Origin of the sequence: Sphaerimonospora thailandensis (assembly GCF_016863115.1) — a bacterium.
Classification (GTDB): domain Bacteria; phylum Actinomycetota; class Actinomycetes; order Streptosporangiales; family Streptosporangiaceae; genus Sphaerimonospora; species Sphaerimonospora cavernae.
Genome location: NZ_BOOG01000038.1, coordinates 42,073 through 60,177, shown reverse-complemented (window position 1 = coordinate 60,177; position 18,105 = coordinate 42,073). Strand labels below are relative to the sequence as shown.

At 70.9% G+C, this 18,105-nt stretch carries 13 protein-coding genes; 6 read left to right on the top strand and 7 right to left on the bottom strand.

The features are described 5' to 3' along the window. Window positions 1-76 precede the first annotated feature (76 nt). On the top strand, window positions 77-889 hold the full coding sequence (locus Mth01_RS19785; RefSeq protein WP_204017380.1) for a tyrosine-protein phosphatase: 813 nt from the start codon (window positions 77-79) through the stop codon (window positions 887-889). Window positions 890-902: 13 nt separating this feature from the next. Here the strand turns inward: Mth01_RS19785 and Mth01_RS19780 are convergent, their stop codons facing one another. Both Mth01_RS19780 and hrpA read right to left on the bottom strand, forming a co-directional pair. Next, window positions 903-1,571: an HAD family hydrolase gene (locus Mth01_RS19780; protein ID WP_239089828.1), complete on the bottom strand. Its 669-nt coding sequence runs from the start codon at window positions 1,569-1,571 to the stop codon at window positions 903-905. A 16-nt stretch (window positions 1,572-1,587) separates the two neighbouring features. Beyond that, a complete protein-coding gene (gene hrpA / locus Mth01_RS19775; RefSeq protein ID WP_204017379.1) occupies window positions 1,588-5,541 on the bottom strand; it encodes an ATP-dependent RNA helicase HrpA in 3,954 nt (1,317 codons plus the stop codon). Between the two features lie 148 nt (window positions 5,542-5,689). Between hrpA and Mth01_RS19770 the strand changes: the two genes are divergently transcribed. Continuing rightward, window positions 5,690-5,980, top strand: coding sequence for a hypothetical protein (locus Mth01_RS19770; RefSeq protein ID WP_204017378.1), 291 nt, complete (start codon window positions 5,690-5,692; stop codon window positions 5,978-5,980). Between the two features lie 96 nt (window positions 5,981-6,076). On the opposite strand, the gene Mth01_RS19765 is transcribed toward Mth01_RS19770, so the two are convergent. After that, window positions 6,077-6,967 carry a universal stress protein gene (locus Mth01_RS19765; protein ID WP_204017377.1) on the bottom strand — a complete coding sequence of 297 codons (891 nt, stop codon included), beginning with the start codon at window positions 6,965-6,967 and terminating at the stop codon, window positions 6,077-6,079. Between the two features lie 277 nt (window positions 6,968-7,244). On the opposite strand from Mth01_RS19765, the gene Mth01_RS19760 reads away from it, so the two are divergent. Beyond that, the gene (locus Mth01_RS19760; RefSeq protein ID WP_204017376.1) at window positions 7,245-7,514 is read left to right on the top strand and encodes a DUF1876 domain-containing protein; all 270 of its coding nucleotides are present in this window, start codon (window positions 7,245-7,247) and stop codon (window positions 7,512-7,514) included. An 80-nt stretch (window positions 7,515-7,594) separates the two neighbouring features. Here Mth01_RS19760 and ligD read toward each other — a convergent pair whose 3' ends face one another. From ligD to Mth01_RS19740, 4 genes are all read right to left on the bottom strand, one after another. Beyond that, window positions 7,595-8,566: a non-homologous end-joining DNA ligase gene (ligD, locus tag Mth01_RS19755; protein WP_204017375.1), complete on the bottom strand. Its 972-nt coding sequence runs from the start codon at window positions 8,564-8,566 to the stop codon at window positions 7,595-7,597. A 33-nt stretch (window positions 8,567-8,599) separates the two neighbouring features. Continuing rightward, the gene (locus tag Mth01_RS19750) at window positions 8,600-11,014 is read right to left on the bottom strand and encodes a S8 family serine peptidase (RefSeq protein ID WP_204017374.1); all 2,415 of its coding nucleotides are present in this window, start codon (window positions 11,012-11,014) and stop codon (window positions 8,600-8,602) included. Between the two features lie 186 nt (window positions 11,015-11,200). Next, window positions 11,201-11,611 (bottom strand): hypothetical protein, encoded by a 411-nt coding sequence (locus tag Mth01_RS19745; protein ID WP_204017373.1) that lies wholly within the window; start codon window positions 11,609-11,611, stop codon window positions 11,201-11,203. Between the two features lie 22 nt (window positions 11,612-11,633). Then, window positions 11,634-12,431, bottom strand: a complete 798-nt coding sequence (locus Mth01_RS19740; RefSeq protein ID WP_204017372.1) for a hypothetical protein — start codon at window positions 12,429-12,431, stop codon at window positions 11,634-11,636. 139 nt (window positions 12,432-12,570) lie between these two features. On the opposite strand from Mth01_RS19740, the gene Mth01_RS19735 reads away from it, so the two are divergent. From Mth01_RS19735 to Mth01_RS19725, 3 genes are all read left to right on the top strand, one after another. Further along, the gene (locus tag Mth01_RS19735) at window positions 12,571-13,212 is read left to right on the top strand and encodes an ArsR/SmtB family transcription factor (RefSeq protein WP_239089827.1); all 642 of its coding nucleotides are present in this window, start codon (window positions 12,571-12,573) and stop codon (window positions 13,210-13,212) included. A gap of 2 nt (window positions 13,213-13,214) precedes the next feature. Further along, window positions 13,215-13,973: an SRPBCC family protein gene (locus tag Mth01_RS19730; RefSeq protein ID WP_204017371.1), complete on the top strand. Its 759-nt coding sequence runs from the start codon at window positions 13,215-13,217 to the stop codon at window positions 13,971-13,973. Window positions 13,974-14,241: 268 nt separating this feature from the next. Continuing rightward, entirely contained in the window at window positions 14,242-18,018 is a 3,777-nt protein-coding gene (locus Mth01_RS19725) for a BTAD domain-containing putative transcriptional regulator (RefSeq protein WP_204017370.1), read from the top strand. The last annotated feature ends 87 nt before the right edge of the window (window positions 18,019-18,105 follow it).

Sequence of the window (18,105 nt, the reverse complement as noted above, 5' to 3'; positions counted from 1 at the left end):
CCCGTGGCATACGTGAAAGCGCCATCCACTTGGGCAAGCTGGGCCGTACCGGCTCCTGGGTCTAGTCTCGGAAGCGATGAACGAGCATGAGCGCTGGATAGAACTGAACGGTGCGGTCAACGTACGGGACCTGGGCGGGCTGCCGACCACCGACGGCGGCGTCACCCGGTCCGGCCGGATTTTCCGGTCAGACAACCTGCAGGGGCTGACCGACGGCGACATCGACCGTCTGGTCGGAGACCTCAAACTGAGGAATGTCGTGGACCTGCGGTCCGTGGCCGAGGTGCGGCTGGAGGGTCCCGGCCCGCTGACCCGGGTGGCGGAGGTCGGGATCCATCACCTCAGCCTGTTCCCCGAGGGCGGGCGGTTCACCGACGCCGGAGCCGACACGGTCGACGAGCGGACGCTGCCCCGGCGGGTCGAGCACGCCGAGGACGAAGGCGCCGAGGACGAGAGCGCGGAACCGCAGGTCACCCGCTTCTACACCGGCTATCTGCGTGACCGGCCCGACTCGATCCTGGCAGCGCTGCGCGTGCTCGCCGCGGACGACGGCGCCGCCGTGGTCCACTGCGCGGCCGGCAAGGACCGCACCGGCGTGGTGAGCGCGCTGGCGCTCGCGGTGGCCGGGGCCACCCCCGAGGCCATCGTCGCCGACTATGTCGCCACCGGCATGCGACTGGAGGCGGTGCTCACGCGACTGCGGGCCAGTGAGACCTACCGGGCCGACCTGGACAAGCAACCGGCGGACGCGCATCACCCCCGGGCCGAATACATGGCGCGCTTCCTGGCCGGGCTCGACGGCCGGTTCGGCGGCCCGCTCGGCTGGCTCACCGCCAACGGCTGGACCGACGACGACACCCAGACCCTGCGCGCCCGCCTCCGCGACTGAAAGCGGCCGCCGGTCAGGTGAGCCGGGAGACGAGGCGGGGCAGGTCGGTGAGGGTGTCGGCGACCAGGTCGGCCTCGGCGGCCCCGGGGCTCGCGGCGTGCAGATATCCCCAGGGGCCGCGGCGCAGCAGAGCCGTACGCATCCCGGCCTGCCTGGCCGGCCGCACGTCGTTGTCGAGCCGGTCGCCCACATAGAGGATCTCCCGCGGGGCCCGGCCGGCGACGGCCGCGACCTTGGCGAAGAAGCCCGGCTCCGGCTTCTCCACTCCCCAGGCCGCCGACGTGTGGATCGCGTCGACCGGCAGGTCCATCGCGGCGAGCGCGTCATAGGCCTGCGGCGGCTGGTTGCCCGCGACGATCACCTGGTAGCCGGCCTCGCGCAGCGCCGCCAGCGCGGGCCGCACGTCGGGGTAGAGGTCGCCGGCGTCGAAGTTCTCCCGCAGGCCGCCCGGGTCGTCGCGCCGCCACGCCGCGATCTCGGCCTCCAGATCGAGCCCCGGCCGGATCACCTGGAAAGCCTCCTGGTGTCCCCGATCGAGCGCGGCCATGCCGCCGAGCACGCCCATGAAGGTCAGGCGCGGCACGCCGAGCCGGTCGGCCCAGCGCGACCAGATCCGCGTCTCGTCGATCAGCGTCTCCCCCACGTCGAACACGAGCGCGCGGATCACCATCGTCTCCCCCATCTGCTTCACAACCTACTCAGATCCGCTCGATCGCCTTGCGGATACGCTTCTCCGACACCGGCGCCGGGGTGCCGAGCTGCTGGGCGAAGAAGCTCACCCGCAGTTCCTCGATCATCCACCGGATGTCCCGTACGGCGGGCGCCTCGCGCTCTTCGGGCTTGAGGCTGTCGAGCAGGTCGCGGTAGTCGTCCTCGACGTCGTGGACGCGGTGCATCCACTCCCGGTCGCGGTGCGGGTCGTCCGGCAGCTTCTCCAGGCGGCGTTGTACGGCACGCAGATAGCGGTGCACGTCCGGCAGGCGGCCGTAACCGGTCTCCGTGACGAACCCCGGGTGGACGAGCCCGTCCAACTGCTCCCTGAGGTCGTCCACGATGTCGGCCGGCCCGGCGAGAGAGCTCTGCACGGCATGCCAGACCGTGAGGATCCGCTCGACCCGGGCGACGGCCTCCTCGGTGGTGTCGAACAGCGACGCGCGCACGTGGTCGTGCAGGCGGCGGAATCCCGCCTCGTCCCACGCCGGTCCCCCGGCCTCGGCGATCAGATTGTCGGCCGCGCACGCCGTACAGTCGTCGAACAGCGCGGCCGCGCCGCCGTGCGGGCTGCGGCTGAGCGCGAGCTTGGCCGGCGTGCTCAGCCCGCGCAGGATCGCCTTCGCCGGGTTCACCACGTTGAGCAGCAGCAGCCTGCGGGTCCCGGCCCACATGGCCCGGCGCTGCTCGGCCTCGGTCTCGAACATGCGGACCGCGACGCTGCCGGTCTGGTCGACCAGCGCCGGGTAGGCCCGCATCCGGCCCTGCTCGAAGAGCTTGGGCAGCGTGCCGATGTCCCAGTCGCGCAGCCCGGTGCGCTCCAGGTCGTCGGCGGCGCGGGACAGCGTGGCGCGCAGGCGGGGCGCGAGGCGGCGTTTCAGCTCCTCCAGGTCCTTGCCCTCGGCGATCGTGCGCTTGCGGTCGTCGACCACCCGGTAGCTGATCCGCAGATGCTCGGGCACCTGGTCCGGCGCCCACGCCGCCCGGGGGACGTCCACCCCGGTCATCCGGTGCAGTTCCCGTTCCAGCGCGTCGAGGATCGGCTCGCTGCCGGGCCGTACTTGCTCCAGTACGGCCCTGGCGTAGTTGGGCGCGGGCACGAAGTTGCGCCGCAGGTGCTTGGGCAGCGACCTGATGAGCGCGGTGACGAGCTCCTCACGCAGGCCGGGGATCTGCCAGTCGAAGCCGACCGGTTCGACCTGGTTGAGCACGGCGAGCGGGACGTGCACGGTCACGCCGTCGGCGGTCGCCTCCTCAGCGGGCTTGTCCTCGACCCTGCCCCCGGCGGGCGCCGACCCCGGATCGAACCGGTAGGTGAGGCGCATCCGCTGGCCGTTCTGCCGCCACGCGTCCGGGTAGTCGCCGGCGCTGACCCCGGCGCCCTCGTTGACGAGCATCTCCGGTGAGAAGGTCAGCAGGTCGGGGGTCTCGCGGGCGGTCTTCTTCCACCAGCTGTCGAAGTGCCGCCCGGAGACGACGTCGCCGGGGATTCGCTGGTCGTAGAAGTCGAACAGCGTCTCGTCGTCCACCAGGATGTCGCGCCGGCGGGCCTTCTCCTCCAGCCGTTCGACCTCCTGCAGCAGCTTGCGGTTGTCGTGGAAGAACCTGTGGTGGGTCCGCCAGTCGCCTTCGACGAGGGCGTTGCGGATGAACAGCTCGCGGCACAGCTCGGGATCGATCCGGCCATAGTTGACCTTGCGCTCGGTCACGATCGGCACGCCGTACAACGTGACCTTCTCGAGCGCGATGACGGCGGCCTGGTCCTTCTCCCAGTGCGGCTCACTGTAGGTGCGTTTGACCAGGTGCTGGGCGAGCGGCTCGATCCACTGCGGCTCGATCTTGGCGTTGACCCGCGCCCACAGCCGGGACGTCTCGACGAGCTCGGCCGACATCACCCAGGCCGGCTGCGCCTTGGCGAGCGCCGATCCCGGAAAGATCGCGAAGCGTGCCCCCCTGGCGCCGATGTACTCGGTGATCGGCCTGCGGCCGTCCTGCCTGCGCTTTTCTACGACGTCCTTGACCCCGACGTGCGACAGCAGGCCGGCGAGCAGCGACTGGTGGATCCGCTGGGGGTCGGCGTCGACGCTGTTCGGCACGATGCCGAGCGTCTTGGCCACCTGCCGCAGCTGGCTGTCGATGTCCTGCCATTCCCGGACCCGCAGGTAATTGAGGTACTCCGACTTGCACAGCCGCCGGAACGCGCTCGACGAAAGCTCCCGCTGCCGCTCCTGAAGATATCGCCACAGGTTGAGATAGGTGAGGAAGTCCGATTCCTTGTCGGCGAATCGCCGGTGTTTCTCGTCGGCCGCCTGCTGTTTGTCCGCCGGCCGCTCGCGCGGATCCTGGATCGACAGAGCCGCCGCGACGACCATGACCTCCCGGGCGCAGCCGCCCTGATGGGCCTCCAGCACCATCCGCCCCAGCCGGGGGTCCACCGGGAGCTGGGCGAGCTTCCGCCCGACCGGGGTGAGCTGCGGGCCGGGACCCTTCTGCCGGCCTTTCTGCGGGGCCTGGGACGGCCCGGCGGCGGCGTCCGGAGCCAGTGCGCCGAGTTCGTGCAGCAGGTTGACCCCGTCCTTGATCTGCCGGCTGTCCGGCGGCTCGACGAACGGGAACGCCGCGATGTCTCCCAGGCCCAGGGAGGCCATCTGCAGGATGACGCTGGCCAGGTTGGTACGGAGGATCTCCGGGTCGGTGAACTCCGGCCGGGAGGCGAAGTCCTCCTCGGAGTAGAGCCGGATGCAGATGCCGTCGGACGTACGGCCGCAGCGGCCCTTGCGCTGGTTGGCCGAGGCCTGCGAGATCGGCTCGATCGGCAGTCGCTGCACCTTCAGACGGTTGCTGTAGCGGGAGATGCGAGCCGTGCCGGGGTCGATGACGTACTTGATGCCCGGGACGGTCAGCGAGGTCTCGGCGACGTTGGTGGCCAGCACGATCCGGCGTCCCCGGTGGGACTGGAAGACCCGGTGCTGCTCGGCCGCCGACAGCCGCGCGTACAGCGGCAGGACCTCCTCCGGGCGGCCCTTCAGCGCGTCCGCCGTGTCGCGGATCTCCCGCTCCCCGCTCAGGAAGACCAGGATGTCGCCCGCGCCCGCGCCGCACAGCTCGTCGACCGCGTCGACGATCGCCTGGGTCTGGTCGTCGTCCTCGCCGACCGGGCGATACCGGACCTCGACGGGATAGGTGCGGCCGGACACCTCGACGATCGGCGCGCTTTCCCGCCCCGGTTCGGAGAAATGCCGGGCGAACCGCTCGGGGTCGATCGTGGCCGAGGTGATGATCACCTTGAGGTCGGGCCGCTTCGGCAGCAGTTGCTTGACGTATCCGAGGATGAAGTCGATGTTGAGGCTGCGCTCGTGGGCCTCGTCGATGATCAGCGTGTCGTACTGCAGGAGAAGCGGGTCGGTCTGCATCTCGGCGAGCAGGATGCCGTCGGTCATCAGCTTGACGAGCGTGCCGTCACTGGAGTGGTCGGTGAACCGCACCTTGTAGCCGACCGCCTCGCCCGGCGGGATGGACAGCTCCTCGGCGATGCGCTCGGCCACGGTCCGCGCGGCGATCCGCCGGGGCTGGGTGTGCCCGATCGCCCCGTGGACGCCCCGGCCGAGCTCCAGGCAGATCTTCGGCAGCTGGGTCGTCTTCCCCGAGCCGGTCTCGCCCGCCACGATCACGACCTGGTGATCGCGGATGGCCTCGAGCAGGTCGTCCCTGCGCCGGCTTACCGGCAGCTCCGCCGGATAACTGATCTTCGGTACGGCTGCGCGCCGTACGGAGACGCGCTGCTCGGCGGCCTCGATGTCTCCGGCGATCTCGCCGGCCACGGCCCGGCGTGCCGCGCCGTCGCGGACCTTGCGCAGGCCGTCGAGGCGGCGGCGCAGCCTGCGCTGATCGCGCAGCATGAGGTCGGGAAGGCGGCCCTGAAGGTCGGCGATCGTGTTCATTCCATGCTCAAGGATAGGCAACCACCCCCGTGGCCCTGCCATCCGTTTTTCCGCACACCGGGGGTGGCGGGTGTGAGGCCACCAGGTGATTGCGGCATTTGGTGACGGGTAGCAATAAAACGGATGAACACCTACAAAGGGGGACCGGATGATCAGGATGCTCCACCAGATGGGGCTGCGCTCCAACATGATGTACGGGGCCGGCCTCCTGTCGATCGGTGCTTCGATCGCCTCGTGGTTCGTCTCTAAGCAGTACGAGCGCGCAGGAATGGACCGGGCTGACCGCTGGGGGCTGTTCATCGGCGAGTGGGCCCCGACATGCTTCGCGCTCGGCATCGCCCTGCGCATGGAGGAACTGAGCGAGGAGATGGGTCACGAGACTCCCGAGTTCCACGAAGAGGGCGCGGAAATCCGGCAGCCCGCCCGGACCGGGATGTGACAGCGGCCGACCCCCGTCCCGTGATCAAGCCCCGCGATGACGCAGGAGCAGGTCAGACGGCTCGCCTGCGCGTATCTGCAAGATCACGGGTGGGGCCTAGTCGGACGCCTTCCCGGGTTTCTCGGCGCGGACGACGGCGATCGGGCAGTGTGCCCGATGGAGGATGCCGTGGCTCACCGAACCGAGCAGCGCTCCCTTGACCTCGCCGACTCCGCGGGTGCCGACGACCACCAGGTCCGCGGTCCGGGATGCCTCGGAGAGAGCCGAGATGGGGTGCCCGCACACGGCGGACTCCACCAGGGGGACATCGGGGTACTCCTGACGCCACGGCGCCAGCCGACGGCGGAACGACTCCGCCTCCGCGTCGAAGATCTCACCCATCACCGCGCCGTACCCGCCGGCCAGCGGACTGAGCATGGGCGGCTGCCAGGCGTTCACGGCACGCACTCGAGCCCCGCGCAGCCGGGCCTCCTCGAACGCGAACGCGACCGCCGACTCACTGTGCGGGGAACCGTCGAAGCCCACCACGACCTCGTCGTACGGCTCGTGCCGGACGTCCCTCACCACGACGAGCGGGGCGGCCGCCCGGGCGGCGAGGCCCAGTCCGACGGACCCGAGCACGAGCCCGGCGAATCCCCCCATCCCCCTGCTGCCGATCACGAGGAGGTCGGCCCGCTCCGACTCATCCGTCAGCCGCTCGACCACGGTGCCCGTGGCGAGATCGGTGGTCACGGTGAGACCGGGCGCCCGTCCTCCGGCGCGCTCGGCCGCTCGCTCCCGGGCGTGGGCGAGCACGCCCTCGCAGTAGTCCGACACCGATTCGCTGAAGCCTTCCACCGCGTGGAAGGGATACTCGTTGGCCCACGGCTCGCGAACATGCACGATCTTCAGCGCGGCGTCGCGCCGCAGGGCGTCGTCCACCGCCCAGTCCACCGCCGCCAGTGCCTGCTCGGAGCCGTCGACGGCCACCACGATCGAACCGGACATGTTCGCAATCCTCCCGGGTAGTTCCGACAACTCCATCACATCGCCTTGACCGCGGCGCGGCCAGCGGCCGAACGGCCCGACCGAAGGGGACCTCCGGCCTCCGCGCCGCCTGCCGGGCAGGAGTGTGCGTGGAGGGGCGAGGAGCCCGGAAGACAACGGACCGCGTAACCCACATCCCGCAAAGGAAGATCTCCGCGATCCGGGGCCGGTCTGTGCGGACGGGCCCCGTTAGGAGCGGGGAACGGCGGAGAGATGCTTGACAGAGGAGGTGGACCTCATGGAATCCAAGAGATGGAACGTCGAGATCTTCGTCGACGAAGACGACAGTGACGACCTCACCACCGCGACCGCCGTGCTGTACACCAACGCCGGCAGAAGGCACGAAAGCGTCGCGCACGCCCGACGCAACCCGGTAGACCGGCCCGTTCCAGACATCGGTGACGAGCTGGCGGCGGGACGCGCACTGTCGGACCTGGCCGCGAAACTGCTCGGGGACGGCGCGGACGACGTCGCACGGCTCGCGGGGCCGGCCTACGAGACGCACTGACGGCTCGGGCTCGAGGCGCGGGGCGGACAGATCACCGGAGGACGCGGCGGACGTGCGGCGTCATGTGCCGCGGAGTAGTGTCAGTCCTCTCTCACGACGTCCTCCGGGTTCTTGTCCTCCCGCATGCCTCGCCAGGAGGGATGGCGCAGCCGGCCTTCGCCCGTCCACTCGCCGAACCGCACCTCGCCGACCAGCACGGGATGCACCCAGTAAGCACCCCGCGTGTCCTCGCGTGGCGGTTCCTCGTCGAAAGGCGAGGTCTCCCGCTTCAGTCGCGCCAGCCGTACGGCGAGCTCGCGCAAGGTGGCCTCGGTGAATCCGGTGCCCACGCTCCCCGCGTAGCGGAGGCGGCGGCCCTCGTCGTGAACGCCGAGCAGCAGTGACCCGATCATGCCGGCGCGGCGACCGGCGCCGGACCGCCAGCCGCACACGACGACGTCCTGGGTGCGGAAGTTCTTCACCTTCACCCAGTCAGGCGACCGTCTTCCCGGCCGGTACGGCGAGGCCAGCCGTTTGGCCATCACCCCTTCCAGGCCCAGCCTGCGCGACTCGGCGAGCACATGCGCGCCGTCGTCGCGGAAGCACGGCGGCACGTCCCAGTGGTCACCGGGCGTGACCAGCTCTTCGAGCAACTCCCGGCGGGTTGTGTACGGCATGGAGATCGCAGGCTCGGCATCGACGTGCAGCACGTCGAACAGCAGGTACGCCACCGGCACGGCGACCGCCAATCGAGCGATCTTGGCGGCCTGCCGCTGGTGCATCCTCGGTTGCAACGCCTCGAACGACGGCCTGCCATGCCGGTCGAACGCGACGATCTCCCCGTCCAGGACCAGATCGTGTCCGCCCACCGCCTCGGCGAGCCCGTACGTCTCCGGGTACGCCACCGTGATGTCCCTGGCGTTCCGGGAGATCAGCCGGAGCCGGCCGCCCTCGATGTAGGCGAGCGCCCGCACGCCGTCCCACTTCATCTCGAAGGCGTAGTTCTCACCCGGCTCGGGGAGCCGCCCGGCAGCCTGCCCCGTCATCGGCGGGTACGCCGGCAGCCCCCTCATGCCACCCGGACTTCGCTCATACAGATCTTCGCTTCAGCCGAACAGACGGGTCACCTGTCCGGGGAGCAGCCCGGCGGCCCGCATCTCCTCGGTCAGCCAGGAGAACGCGGGCAGCACCACGCTCCCGCCGCCGTTCGCCGGAGCGAAGCCTTCCGGCGCTCCCACCACGAAGGCAGGCGGCACCACCGGACCGGCGGGCGGCGCTCCGGCGGCCATCGGACGGTTGAGCGCGCCCTGCCCCGGGGTGGTCCCGTTGGTGTGCACGGGATCGCCCCCGGCGTCCCCGGCGCCCGCCCCCCGCGCCTTGACCGCGCGGCCCTTGCCCGTCATCCCGCGACCACGTCCGCCGGGCTGAGCCACCCCGCCCGCAACCACATCACCCTGCGTGACACCGCCGGGCTGAGCGACCGTGCCGGGCTGACCGGTCAGCCCCGTTTCGGCGGCGGCCGGTCCGCCGGCGATCCCGGCGGCGACGGCCGCGCCGTCGGCGAATTCCAGTCCACCCGGCATCGCCGGTCCCACACCGCCGACCTCCACGCCCCCTGGCATCGGGACCCCTGGCATGGGACCCCCTGGCGCCGTGCCGACGGCGTCCGGATCCACCGGACCCGGCATGAGCAGGCCGGCCCAGGCCATCTCGGTGGTGAGCCGGTCGAGCAGCACACGGATGTCGGCGGCCGGGATATCGGTGAATTCCGGTGCTATGAGCGCGAGGGCCGGGCCCAGGGCGAGCAGCGCGTTGGGCAGGCCCGCTCCGGTACGACCCGGGTCGCCGAGGTCGAGAGGCAGGCAACTCGACTTGATGATCTGGAAGAGGCGCTCGACCCGCCGGGCGTCACGCGTGCCGTACCCGTCGCAGAGGTCCGGATGATGGGCCAGCACGAGAGCCGCCAGGCCGGTGACGTGCGGCACGGCCATCGAGGTCCCGTCCCAGGCGGCGTAGTCGCCCGACGGGACGGCCGACAGCACGGCCACGCCCGGCGCGCAGACGTCGACCTCCGGCCCGTGACAGGTGAATCTCGGCGAGAAATATCCCTCCGCCGTGCACGGATCAGTGATCTCGGCGGCGTGAGCGGTGCCCGAGGGGAAGGTGCCGGCCCGCCCGATCGCGGCGACGGTCAGCACGGTGGGCAAGTTGCCGGGGAAGCCGACGGGTCCTCCGTCGTTGCCCGCCGCGACCACGCACGCCACGCCGGCCTCGCGGGCCTGCGCGATCTTGGCGGCCACGAGCTGGGACGGCTGCCTGCTGCCGAGGCTCAGGTTCACCACGTCGATCCGCTGCTCGATGCAGTAGTCGAGTGCCTCGATGAGCTCACTGAACCGTCCCCCGGGGAAGATCTTGCAGGCGTGCACCTCGGCCTCGACGGCGAAGCCGACGACGCCCTGGCCGTCGTCCGCCCCCGCGATGATCGCCGCGCAGTGGGATCCGTGGTAGGCGGTGTCCACCGCCCAGCCGTCCGGCTTGCGCTCGGTGAGGTCGACACCTCCGCTGATGCGATTGAGCAGGTCGGGATGGTCGATGGCCGCGCCGGAGTCGATGATCGCGACCTTCACGCCGGCCCCGCGGAACGTCGGCGGCAGCCGGTCGAGATTCATCGCCTGCTGCCCCCAGCCGTAGAGCCGGCGCCCCGGGAAGTCCTCGAAGGTCTCCGACAGCCTCACCAGTTCGATCAGGTTCTCCCTGCTTGTGGACAGGGACGGACGGTCGAGGTGGAAGCTCCAGTGGCCGGAGCGAGGCTTGACCACCACGCTGACGACGGATTCGGGCGTCTCGCCGGCGAGCGTCACCGATGCCCTGCCGTCCGCGCCCGTCACGGCCTGCGCCGGCCAGCCGTACCCGGTGACGAAGACGGTGGCTCCCGGCACCGGCTTGCACCCGACGTCGCGGACCAGGAACGTGAAGGTGCTCTCGACGCCCGACGGCACCACCGCGGCAGCCGTACGGCGCCTGCGAGGCGGCCCGGGCACCTCGGTGTAGGTCAAGAGCCGGTCACGCTCGATGAGCACCTGCGGATACTTCATGTGCAGTTCGAGGGCGTGCTCGGCGGTCATCTCCACGATCAGGATCTCTGGGAACGGCGCGGCCGTCACCATCCCCTGAGGAACCATCCCCTGAGGAACCATCTCCTGAGGGGCGGTTCCCACGGAGACCGGCCCCTGCCGGTGCCCCGGCGGCTCGGTGCGCCCCGGCGATCCGGGGTGACCCGGCAGCCGGCGACGCACGGTCACGTCGGGGTCGTTCTCGAGCAGCGCGCACAGGCTGTCGGCGTCGAGGGGCGTCGCGCTCACCCCCATCGCCGACAGGTACGGCTGCCGCAGCGCGGCCACCATGTAGCGCATGGGACGCGGCTCCACCACATGCGGCACCTGCCGCGTCGGCTGCCTCCCCCTGCTCGACGCCGGTGAGCGCGACTCGCTTCCGTCCTTGGGCTTGTCGTTACTGGTCACAACGTCTCGACTCTCCCCAGCTCAGGCTGGTCTCGCCGCACCTATGGGCTCGACGGGAACTAAGTCGTGTCTCAAAAGTCATGTCCTGCTGCGCGCGGCCCAGTTCGCGACGGACGACACTTTTTCAACACTCCCAGGGGCCCGGACCGGTCGGTCGACCGGTCCGGGCCGTTCATACGGACTCCGTCACAGGAGTGGAACCGTGGGCTGGCCGCTGTTGACGAAGCCGAGGACCGCCTGGAGCTGCGCCAGGCACGCCTCGAACTGTCCGGCCCGGTACAGCTGCACCGCCTGCACCAGCAGCGGGATGATTCCCGCGACCTGGGGTGCCTGCGGGAGCGACATCTGCAGCCAGGCGTAAAGCCGCTGCAGGGTCACCGCGCACTGTACCTGCGCTGGGACGAGCGCCGGCGGATGGCCCGGGATCGGCCCCATCGCCGTCCCCGTGACACCGCCGACCACCATGCCCATCGCCGGACCGGTCGTCATGGCCATCGCCGGGTTAACCACCGGATGTATGGCCTGGTTCATGGCCGGATTGGGCGCCATGCCGGCTCCGCCCGAGACGGCGCCGGGCCAGGTAGCTCCTCCGCCCATCGAATCCACCATGTGCCTCCGCTCAGAATCCGACACCGGCTGCGACCGGCACCTGGTGTGCGGCCTGCTGGTGCTGCTGGCTGACGTACTGCGGGGACACCTGCTGGCCGTACTGCGCCTGGTGCACCGCGCCGAGCGTGCTCAGCGCGCTCAGCGCGCTCAGCGGGGTGGGCGTGATCTGCGGAACGATCCGCAGACCGAGCGCCTGGGCGTACGGGGTCTGGCCGTACTGGGTCTGGCCGTACTGGGTCTGGCCGTACTGGGCGGTCGCAACGTACTGCTGGGCGAGCTGCTGCTGGATCGCCTGCTCCTGGATCTGCTGCTCGACCTGGTGCTGGGTCTGCAGGACGTCCAGGATCTGACGGGCAACCTCAACCCCGTGCCGGACGGCCATGCGGGCGACCTTGGTCCAGAAGGTCTGCGGGCTCACCAGGTGCTCCTGCGGGTGGACCTGCTCCTCCTGCTGGATCGCCCCGTTGAGCACCGATACCTGCTGGCCGGCGAGGTGCGGCATCGCCATGCCGAGCTGCGAGAGCTGCGGCGCGGCAATCTGCTGCTGGGTGACCTGCTGGTACAGGACCGTCTCCAGAACCTGCCTGGCGACCGGAGCGCCGCGCCGGATGCCGATCCGGGCGATCCTGGCCCAGAAGGTCTGCGGGCTCACCAGGTGCTCCTGCGGGTGGATCTGCTCCTCCTGCCGGGTCGACTCGCTGATCGAGAGTGCCTGCTGCTGACCGAGCTGCAGCGGCGAGACCGGCTGCTGGGTCGCGTAACCCAGAGCGGCGGTCATGTACGAGGGTTGCATCGCTGTGAACGTCATAGTCACTCCTTCGAACCAGGTAGGTCTGGCTCATCGCCCTCTGTGATTACACAGCGTGACACGTTCACCGCACAACGTTGCTCACGTAATGCTCCTCTAAGATCAACTTTGCGCTTCGCGGCCGACCACTCTCACTGTCTTGACGATTTTTGTTTTCGGTGGCATCTTTGGCGACATGATGGACGTGGCGGTGATCGAGGACCCGGCCGCTGCCGAGGTCTCACTTGATCCGGTACGGGCACGGCTGCTGGCCGAGCTGGCCGAGCCCGCATCGGCGACCATGTTGGCCGCCCGGGTCGGCCTGCCTCGGCAGAAGGTGAACTACCACCTCAAAGCGCTGGAACGCCACGGCCTGGTGGAACTGGTCGAGGAGCGCAGGAAGGGCAACGTCACCGAGAGGGTGATGCGAGCGGTGGCGTCATCGTTCGTGATCTCTCCGGTGGCGCTCGCCTCGGTGGCGCCGGACCCCGCACGCTCACCGGACCACCTGTCAGCCCGCTGGCTGCTGGCCCTGGCCGCCCAGTTGGTGCGGGACGTGGGCTCACTGATCACCGGAGCGGCCAAGGCCCGCCAGAGGGTGGCCACGTTCGCGATCGACGGGCGGGTGCGCTTCGCCTCCGCCGCCGACCGGGCCGCCTTCGCCGGCGAACTCGCCGAGGCGGTCACCGCCCTGGTGAGCAAGTACCACGACGAGACGGCCGAGGGCGGACGCGAGCACCGTGTCGTCGTGGCCGTGCACCCCGCCGTGAAACAGACCGCTCCCCCGACTCAGGAGACCTGACCATGCCACACGAGTTCGAGCTGGCCAAGGAGATCGAGCTGGACGCCACCCCCGAACAGGTGTGGGAGGCCATCGCCACCGGCCCGGGGATCGACTCCTGGTTCATGGGACGTACCGAGATCGAGCCGCACGAGGGCGGCAGAAGCCGGTTCACCATGATGGGCGGCGTCAACGAGTCCACGGTGACCGCTTGGGAGCCGGGCAAGCGCTTCGGGTACCGGAGCGACGAGAACCCGGACGGCATTTTCATGGCCTTCGAGTACCTCATCGAGGGCCGCGACGGCGGCAGCACCGTCCTGCGCCTCGTGCAGAACGGCTTCCTGGGCGACGACTGGGAGACCGAATACGAGGCCATGCGGGCGGGCTGGGACATGTACCTCCACAAGCTGGCCCAGTACCTCGCGCACTTCCCCGGCCGGACCGCGAGGGCCGTCATCTCGGCCGCCCGCCCGAACACCGGCGACCCGGACCGGGTGTGGACGGCGCTGACCGCGGCGATCGGGCTCTCCGGCCCGGTCACCGAGGGCGCGCCGGTACGGCTGGCCCTCGACGGGCTTCCCCCGATCGAGGGCGTCGTGGACTACGCCGGCCTCCCGTCCTTCCTGGGCGTTCGCACCGGCGATGGCCTGTATCGGTTCATTCACTCCGGCCCGTCGCGGCGCAACGTGCTGGTGCTCGGGCACCACGTCTTCTCCAACGACGTGGACGAGCGGACGGCCGAGCACGCCTGGAACTCCTGGCTCGACCGAGTGCTCGCCTGAGGGTCTCCCCGTACCGCGAGATGACGGGGAACAGGGGACTCGGCGTTCAACGAAAGGCGGCCGGGCGCGAAGCGAAGCGGAGTTGAATCGGGATACAAAACGGACGCAAGCCGACCCCAAGAGGCTTTCAAGGTGGACGGCGACTGGATATGCGGGCTGCTGGAACACGCCGGTTTTCGCCGAGGAAAGCGGACCGGCCGGAACGTACCACTATGATGGCCCGCAAATCCGGCCAGAAGCGGCCGTATGGCTCGTTCGGGAGTTGTGAATGCGGGCGGGCGCCAGGCAGACCACGACGGGCGACACGGCCACGCGAAGCGGATCGAACGGCGGAGGCGTCTCCGGTCTCGACTTCCGGGTGCTGGGCTCCCTGGAGGTCGTGGACGCCAGAGGGAGCATCCTGGACGTCGGATCGCGCAAGCAGCGGGCGGTGCTGGCCCTGCTGGTGCTGAACGCGCCGCACATCGTCCCGCTCGACCAGCTGATCGACCAACTCTGGGCCGACGAACCGCCCTCAAGCGCCACAGGAACGCTTCAGGCCTACGTCTCGCACCTGCGCAAGGTCCTCGAACCCCGGCGCAGCCCGCGCGCCCCCGCCCGGGTCCTGCGCACCCGCGAACCCGGCTACCTGCTCGACATCACCCCCGACCAGGTCGACGCCAACCGGTTCATCCGGGCCGCCGAGGCCGCGCGTGCCGCCCTCGCCGAGGGCAGACCCGAGGACGTCGAGCGGATCCTCGACCCCGCGCTCGCGGCCTGGCGGGGAACACCGCTCGCCGACTTCCCGGACGAGCCCTTCGCCCGGCCCACCGTCTCCCGGCTGACCGACCTCCGCGCGTCGGCCCTCGCCGTACGGGCCGAGGCCTGGCTGGCCCTGGGGCGGCATGCCGAGGCGACCGTCGAGGTCGAACGCCTGCTGGAGCAGGACCCCTACCGCGAGGGGTTGTGGGCGCTGCTCATGCGGGCCCTCTACCGCGATCGCAGACAGGCTGAGGCCCTGGCCGCATATCAGCGCTGCCGGTCCCTCCTCGGCCAGGAGTTGGGCATCGATCCCAGCCCGGAGCTGCGCCGGCTGGAGCAGGCCATCCTCCGCCAGGACGACTCGCTCGCGGGCCGGTGGCCCGCCGCCGGCCCGGGGATCACGGGTTCCGTGGTCTCTGTGAACGCGGCCCCTGTGAACACGGTTCCTGTGAACACGGTTCCTGTGAACACGGTGAGCCGCGTGAACGCGAGCACCTCGGGAAGTACGGACGCGATCGCGGAACCCGTCCGGCCGCCCTGCGCGGGGCTGTCCCGGCTCGTCGGGCGCGAGCCGCATCTGCGACGGATCCGGGAGCGGCTCGACGACCTGGCCCGCGGCGCCGGTGGAGTGTTCCTGGTGAGCGGCGAATCCGGCATCGGCAAGACCCGCCTGGCCGAGGCCGCGGCGACCATGGCGGCCGAGCGCGGCGTCGCGGTCGCGTGGAGCCGCTGCTCGGAAGGGAGCGGCGCTCCCGCGTTCTGGCCCTGGGTACAGGCACTCCAGGCGCTGCCGGGTGAGCTTCCCGACATCGCCGGCCGCCTGGCCGGCGGCCACTCGGGCCACCCGGACGAGCAGGGTCACTCCGGAGACCAGGTTCAGTTGGGAGACCAGAGCGACCCGGACACCGCTCGCTTCCTGCTGTACGACGCGGTGGCGCGGGCGCTGGGACGGCAGGCGGCCGTGTCGCCGGTGCTCATCGTCATGGACGACCTCCACTGGGCCGACGCGGCGTCCCTGCGCCTGCTCGCGTTCATCGGCGCGGACCTGCACCGTGTGCCGCTGCTCGTGCTCGCCACCGTACGGCCCGAGGCTCCCGTACCGCTCGAAACACCCGCGCCACTCGAGACCACCATGCCGATCGAGACCACTATGCCGATCGAGACCGCCGTACGGCCCGGCCCCGCGGCGACAGACGGGCGGGCGCTCACGGAGCCGCTCACGGAGGCGCGCCCGGAAGGGTGTGCGGAGGCCCTCGCCGAAGCGCTCGGCGATCTCACCCGGCAACGCGGCACCGAGCGGATGAGCATCGCGCCCCTCAGCCCCGGCGAGATCGCCGACTACCTCACGGACCACCGCATCGCCCATCAGGGCGCTCCGGCCGACGGCCCCGGCTCATCAGCCGCCGCCTGCGACGCCGAACTCGCCCGCGCGCTGCACGACCGGACCGGCGGCAACCCGTTCTTCCTGGGCGAGTTGCTCCGGCTGCTGTCCAGCGTGCACGCGCTCGGTCCGGTGACGGCGGCCGACGTGGCCTCGCTCGCGGTGCCGGACGGCGTGCGCGACGTCATCAAGCAGCGGGTGTCGCGGCTGCCCGAGGACTCCCAGACCGTTCTTCGGGCCGCCGCGGTGATCGGCCGGGACGTGGACGCCGACCTGTTGGAGACCGCGACGGGGATCAGCGGCGCACGCCTGATGATGCTGCTCGAACCGGCGGTGGCGACAGGGCTGCTGACAGAGGTGGACGGCGGATGGGACTACCGCTTCTCGCACGCGCTCGTGCAGGAGGCGCTGTACTTGGGGCTCAACCGCAGGCAGCGCGCACAGTTGCACGGCCGTGTCGGTGCGGCCGTCGAGGCGCTGGCCAGGGGCGACGTCGTGTCACGGCTGCCGGCGCTGGCCCATCATTTCGGGCTGGCCGCCCGGGTCGGTTACGCGGGCAAGGCGATGTCGTACGCCGCCCAGGCGGCCCGGCAGGCCGCCGCCCGGCTCGCCTACGACGAGGCGGTCGGCTACTGGGAGCGGGCGCTTGACGCTTCGGCGGCCGAGCGGACGTCTGGCCAGGCCTCCGAAAGATGCGCGCTGCTGATAGAGCTGGGCCGGGCACGGCGGTTGACCGGCGACGTGGACGGGGCGCGGGCCGCGCTCGACGAGGCCGTGACGCTCGCGGCCGCTCTGGGAGACGACGACGCGGTGATCGAGGCCGCGGCGGTCTTCGGCGGCGTCGCTCTGTGGCAGTGGCGCCCCTACGGCGTGGTCGACGAGCGGATGGTGGGGGTGCTGGAGGACCAGCTCCACCGGCTTGACCGGCGGGAGGACGTCAGGCGCGCCGAACTGCTCGGCACGCTCGGTGTCGAGCTGTACTACGGGGAACGCCGGCCCGAGGGGCGGCTGTACGCGCTTGAGGCGGTCGAGCTGGCCCGGAGCACGGGCGACCCGCGGCTGCTGGCCCGCACGCTGAACAACCTGGTCATGGCCGCCTGGACCCCGGAGCATGAGCAGGAGCGCTATCGGGCGGCCGAGGAGATCCTCACCATCCCCGGCCTGCCACGGGCCACCGAGGTCATCGCGCGAATGCACCGGATGCCCGGGCTGCTCAGGTCGGGGCGGCTGACCGAATACGACGACGAGCTCGCCCGCTGCCTGCGGCTGACCCGCGAGGTCCGCATGCCGGAAGTCGAGACGCAGGTGACGTTCGCGGCCGCCGGGCGGGCGATGCTCGATGGCGACTGGGCGGAGGCCGAACGGCTGGCCGCTCTCGCCGCAGGCAGCCACCGCCGCACCAGCCTGTGGGGACCGGACGCGCTCAGACTGGTCACGGAGTTCTTCTGCGATCGCGGCCGGGGCCGGCACGGCGAACTGCTACCCGAGCTGGTCGAGGTGGCGGCCGACGAATCCCACCTGCTGGTACGGCCCACGGCCGTACTCGCCGCCGTGGACGCCGGGGAGGAGGCCCTGGCGCACCGCCTGATGGACTGCTGGGGCGTCCGCTTCAAGCGGGACTGGACCTGGCAGTTCGTCACCTGGCAGTGGGGCCTGGTCGCGGCCCGGCTCGGCCGGCCCGACCCGCACGGCCTGCTCGCGGAACTGCGGCCGATCGCCGGCCAACTGGTGACACTCGGCACCGGCGGCGTCGCCTGGGGCGCACTGCACGACGTCGTCGCCATGCTCCTGCACCGCGTGGGCGACGGCGCCGGGGCCCTCGAACACGCCGCCGCCGGGCGTGACCTGCACCGCCGCCTCGGCCTGCGGCATTTCGAGAGGCGGAGCGCGGCCCTGCTGCGTGCGCTCGCCGGAGCCGCCTGAGAAGCGCTGGGACTTCCGTCCCCGACCCGATCCCTTGCCTTTCGCGGGAATGTCGCAACGACGACCGCTGCGTTGTTGTCGAGGTGC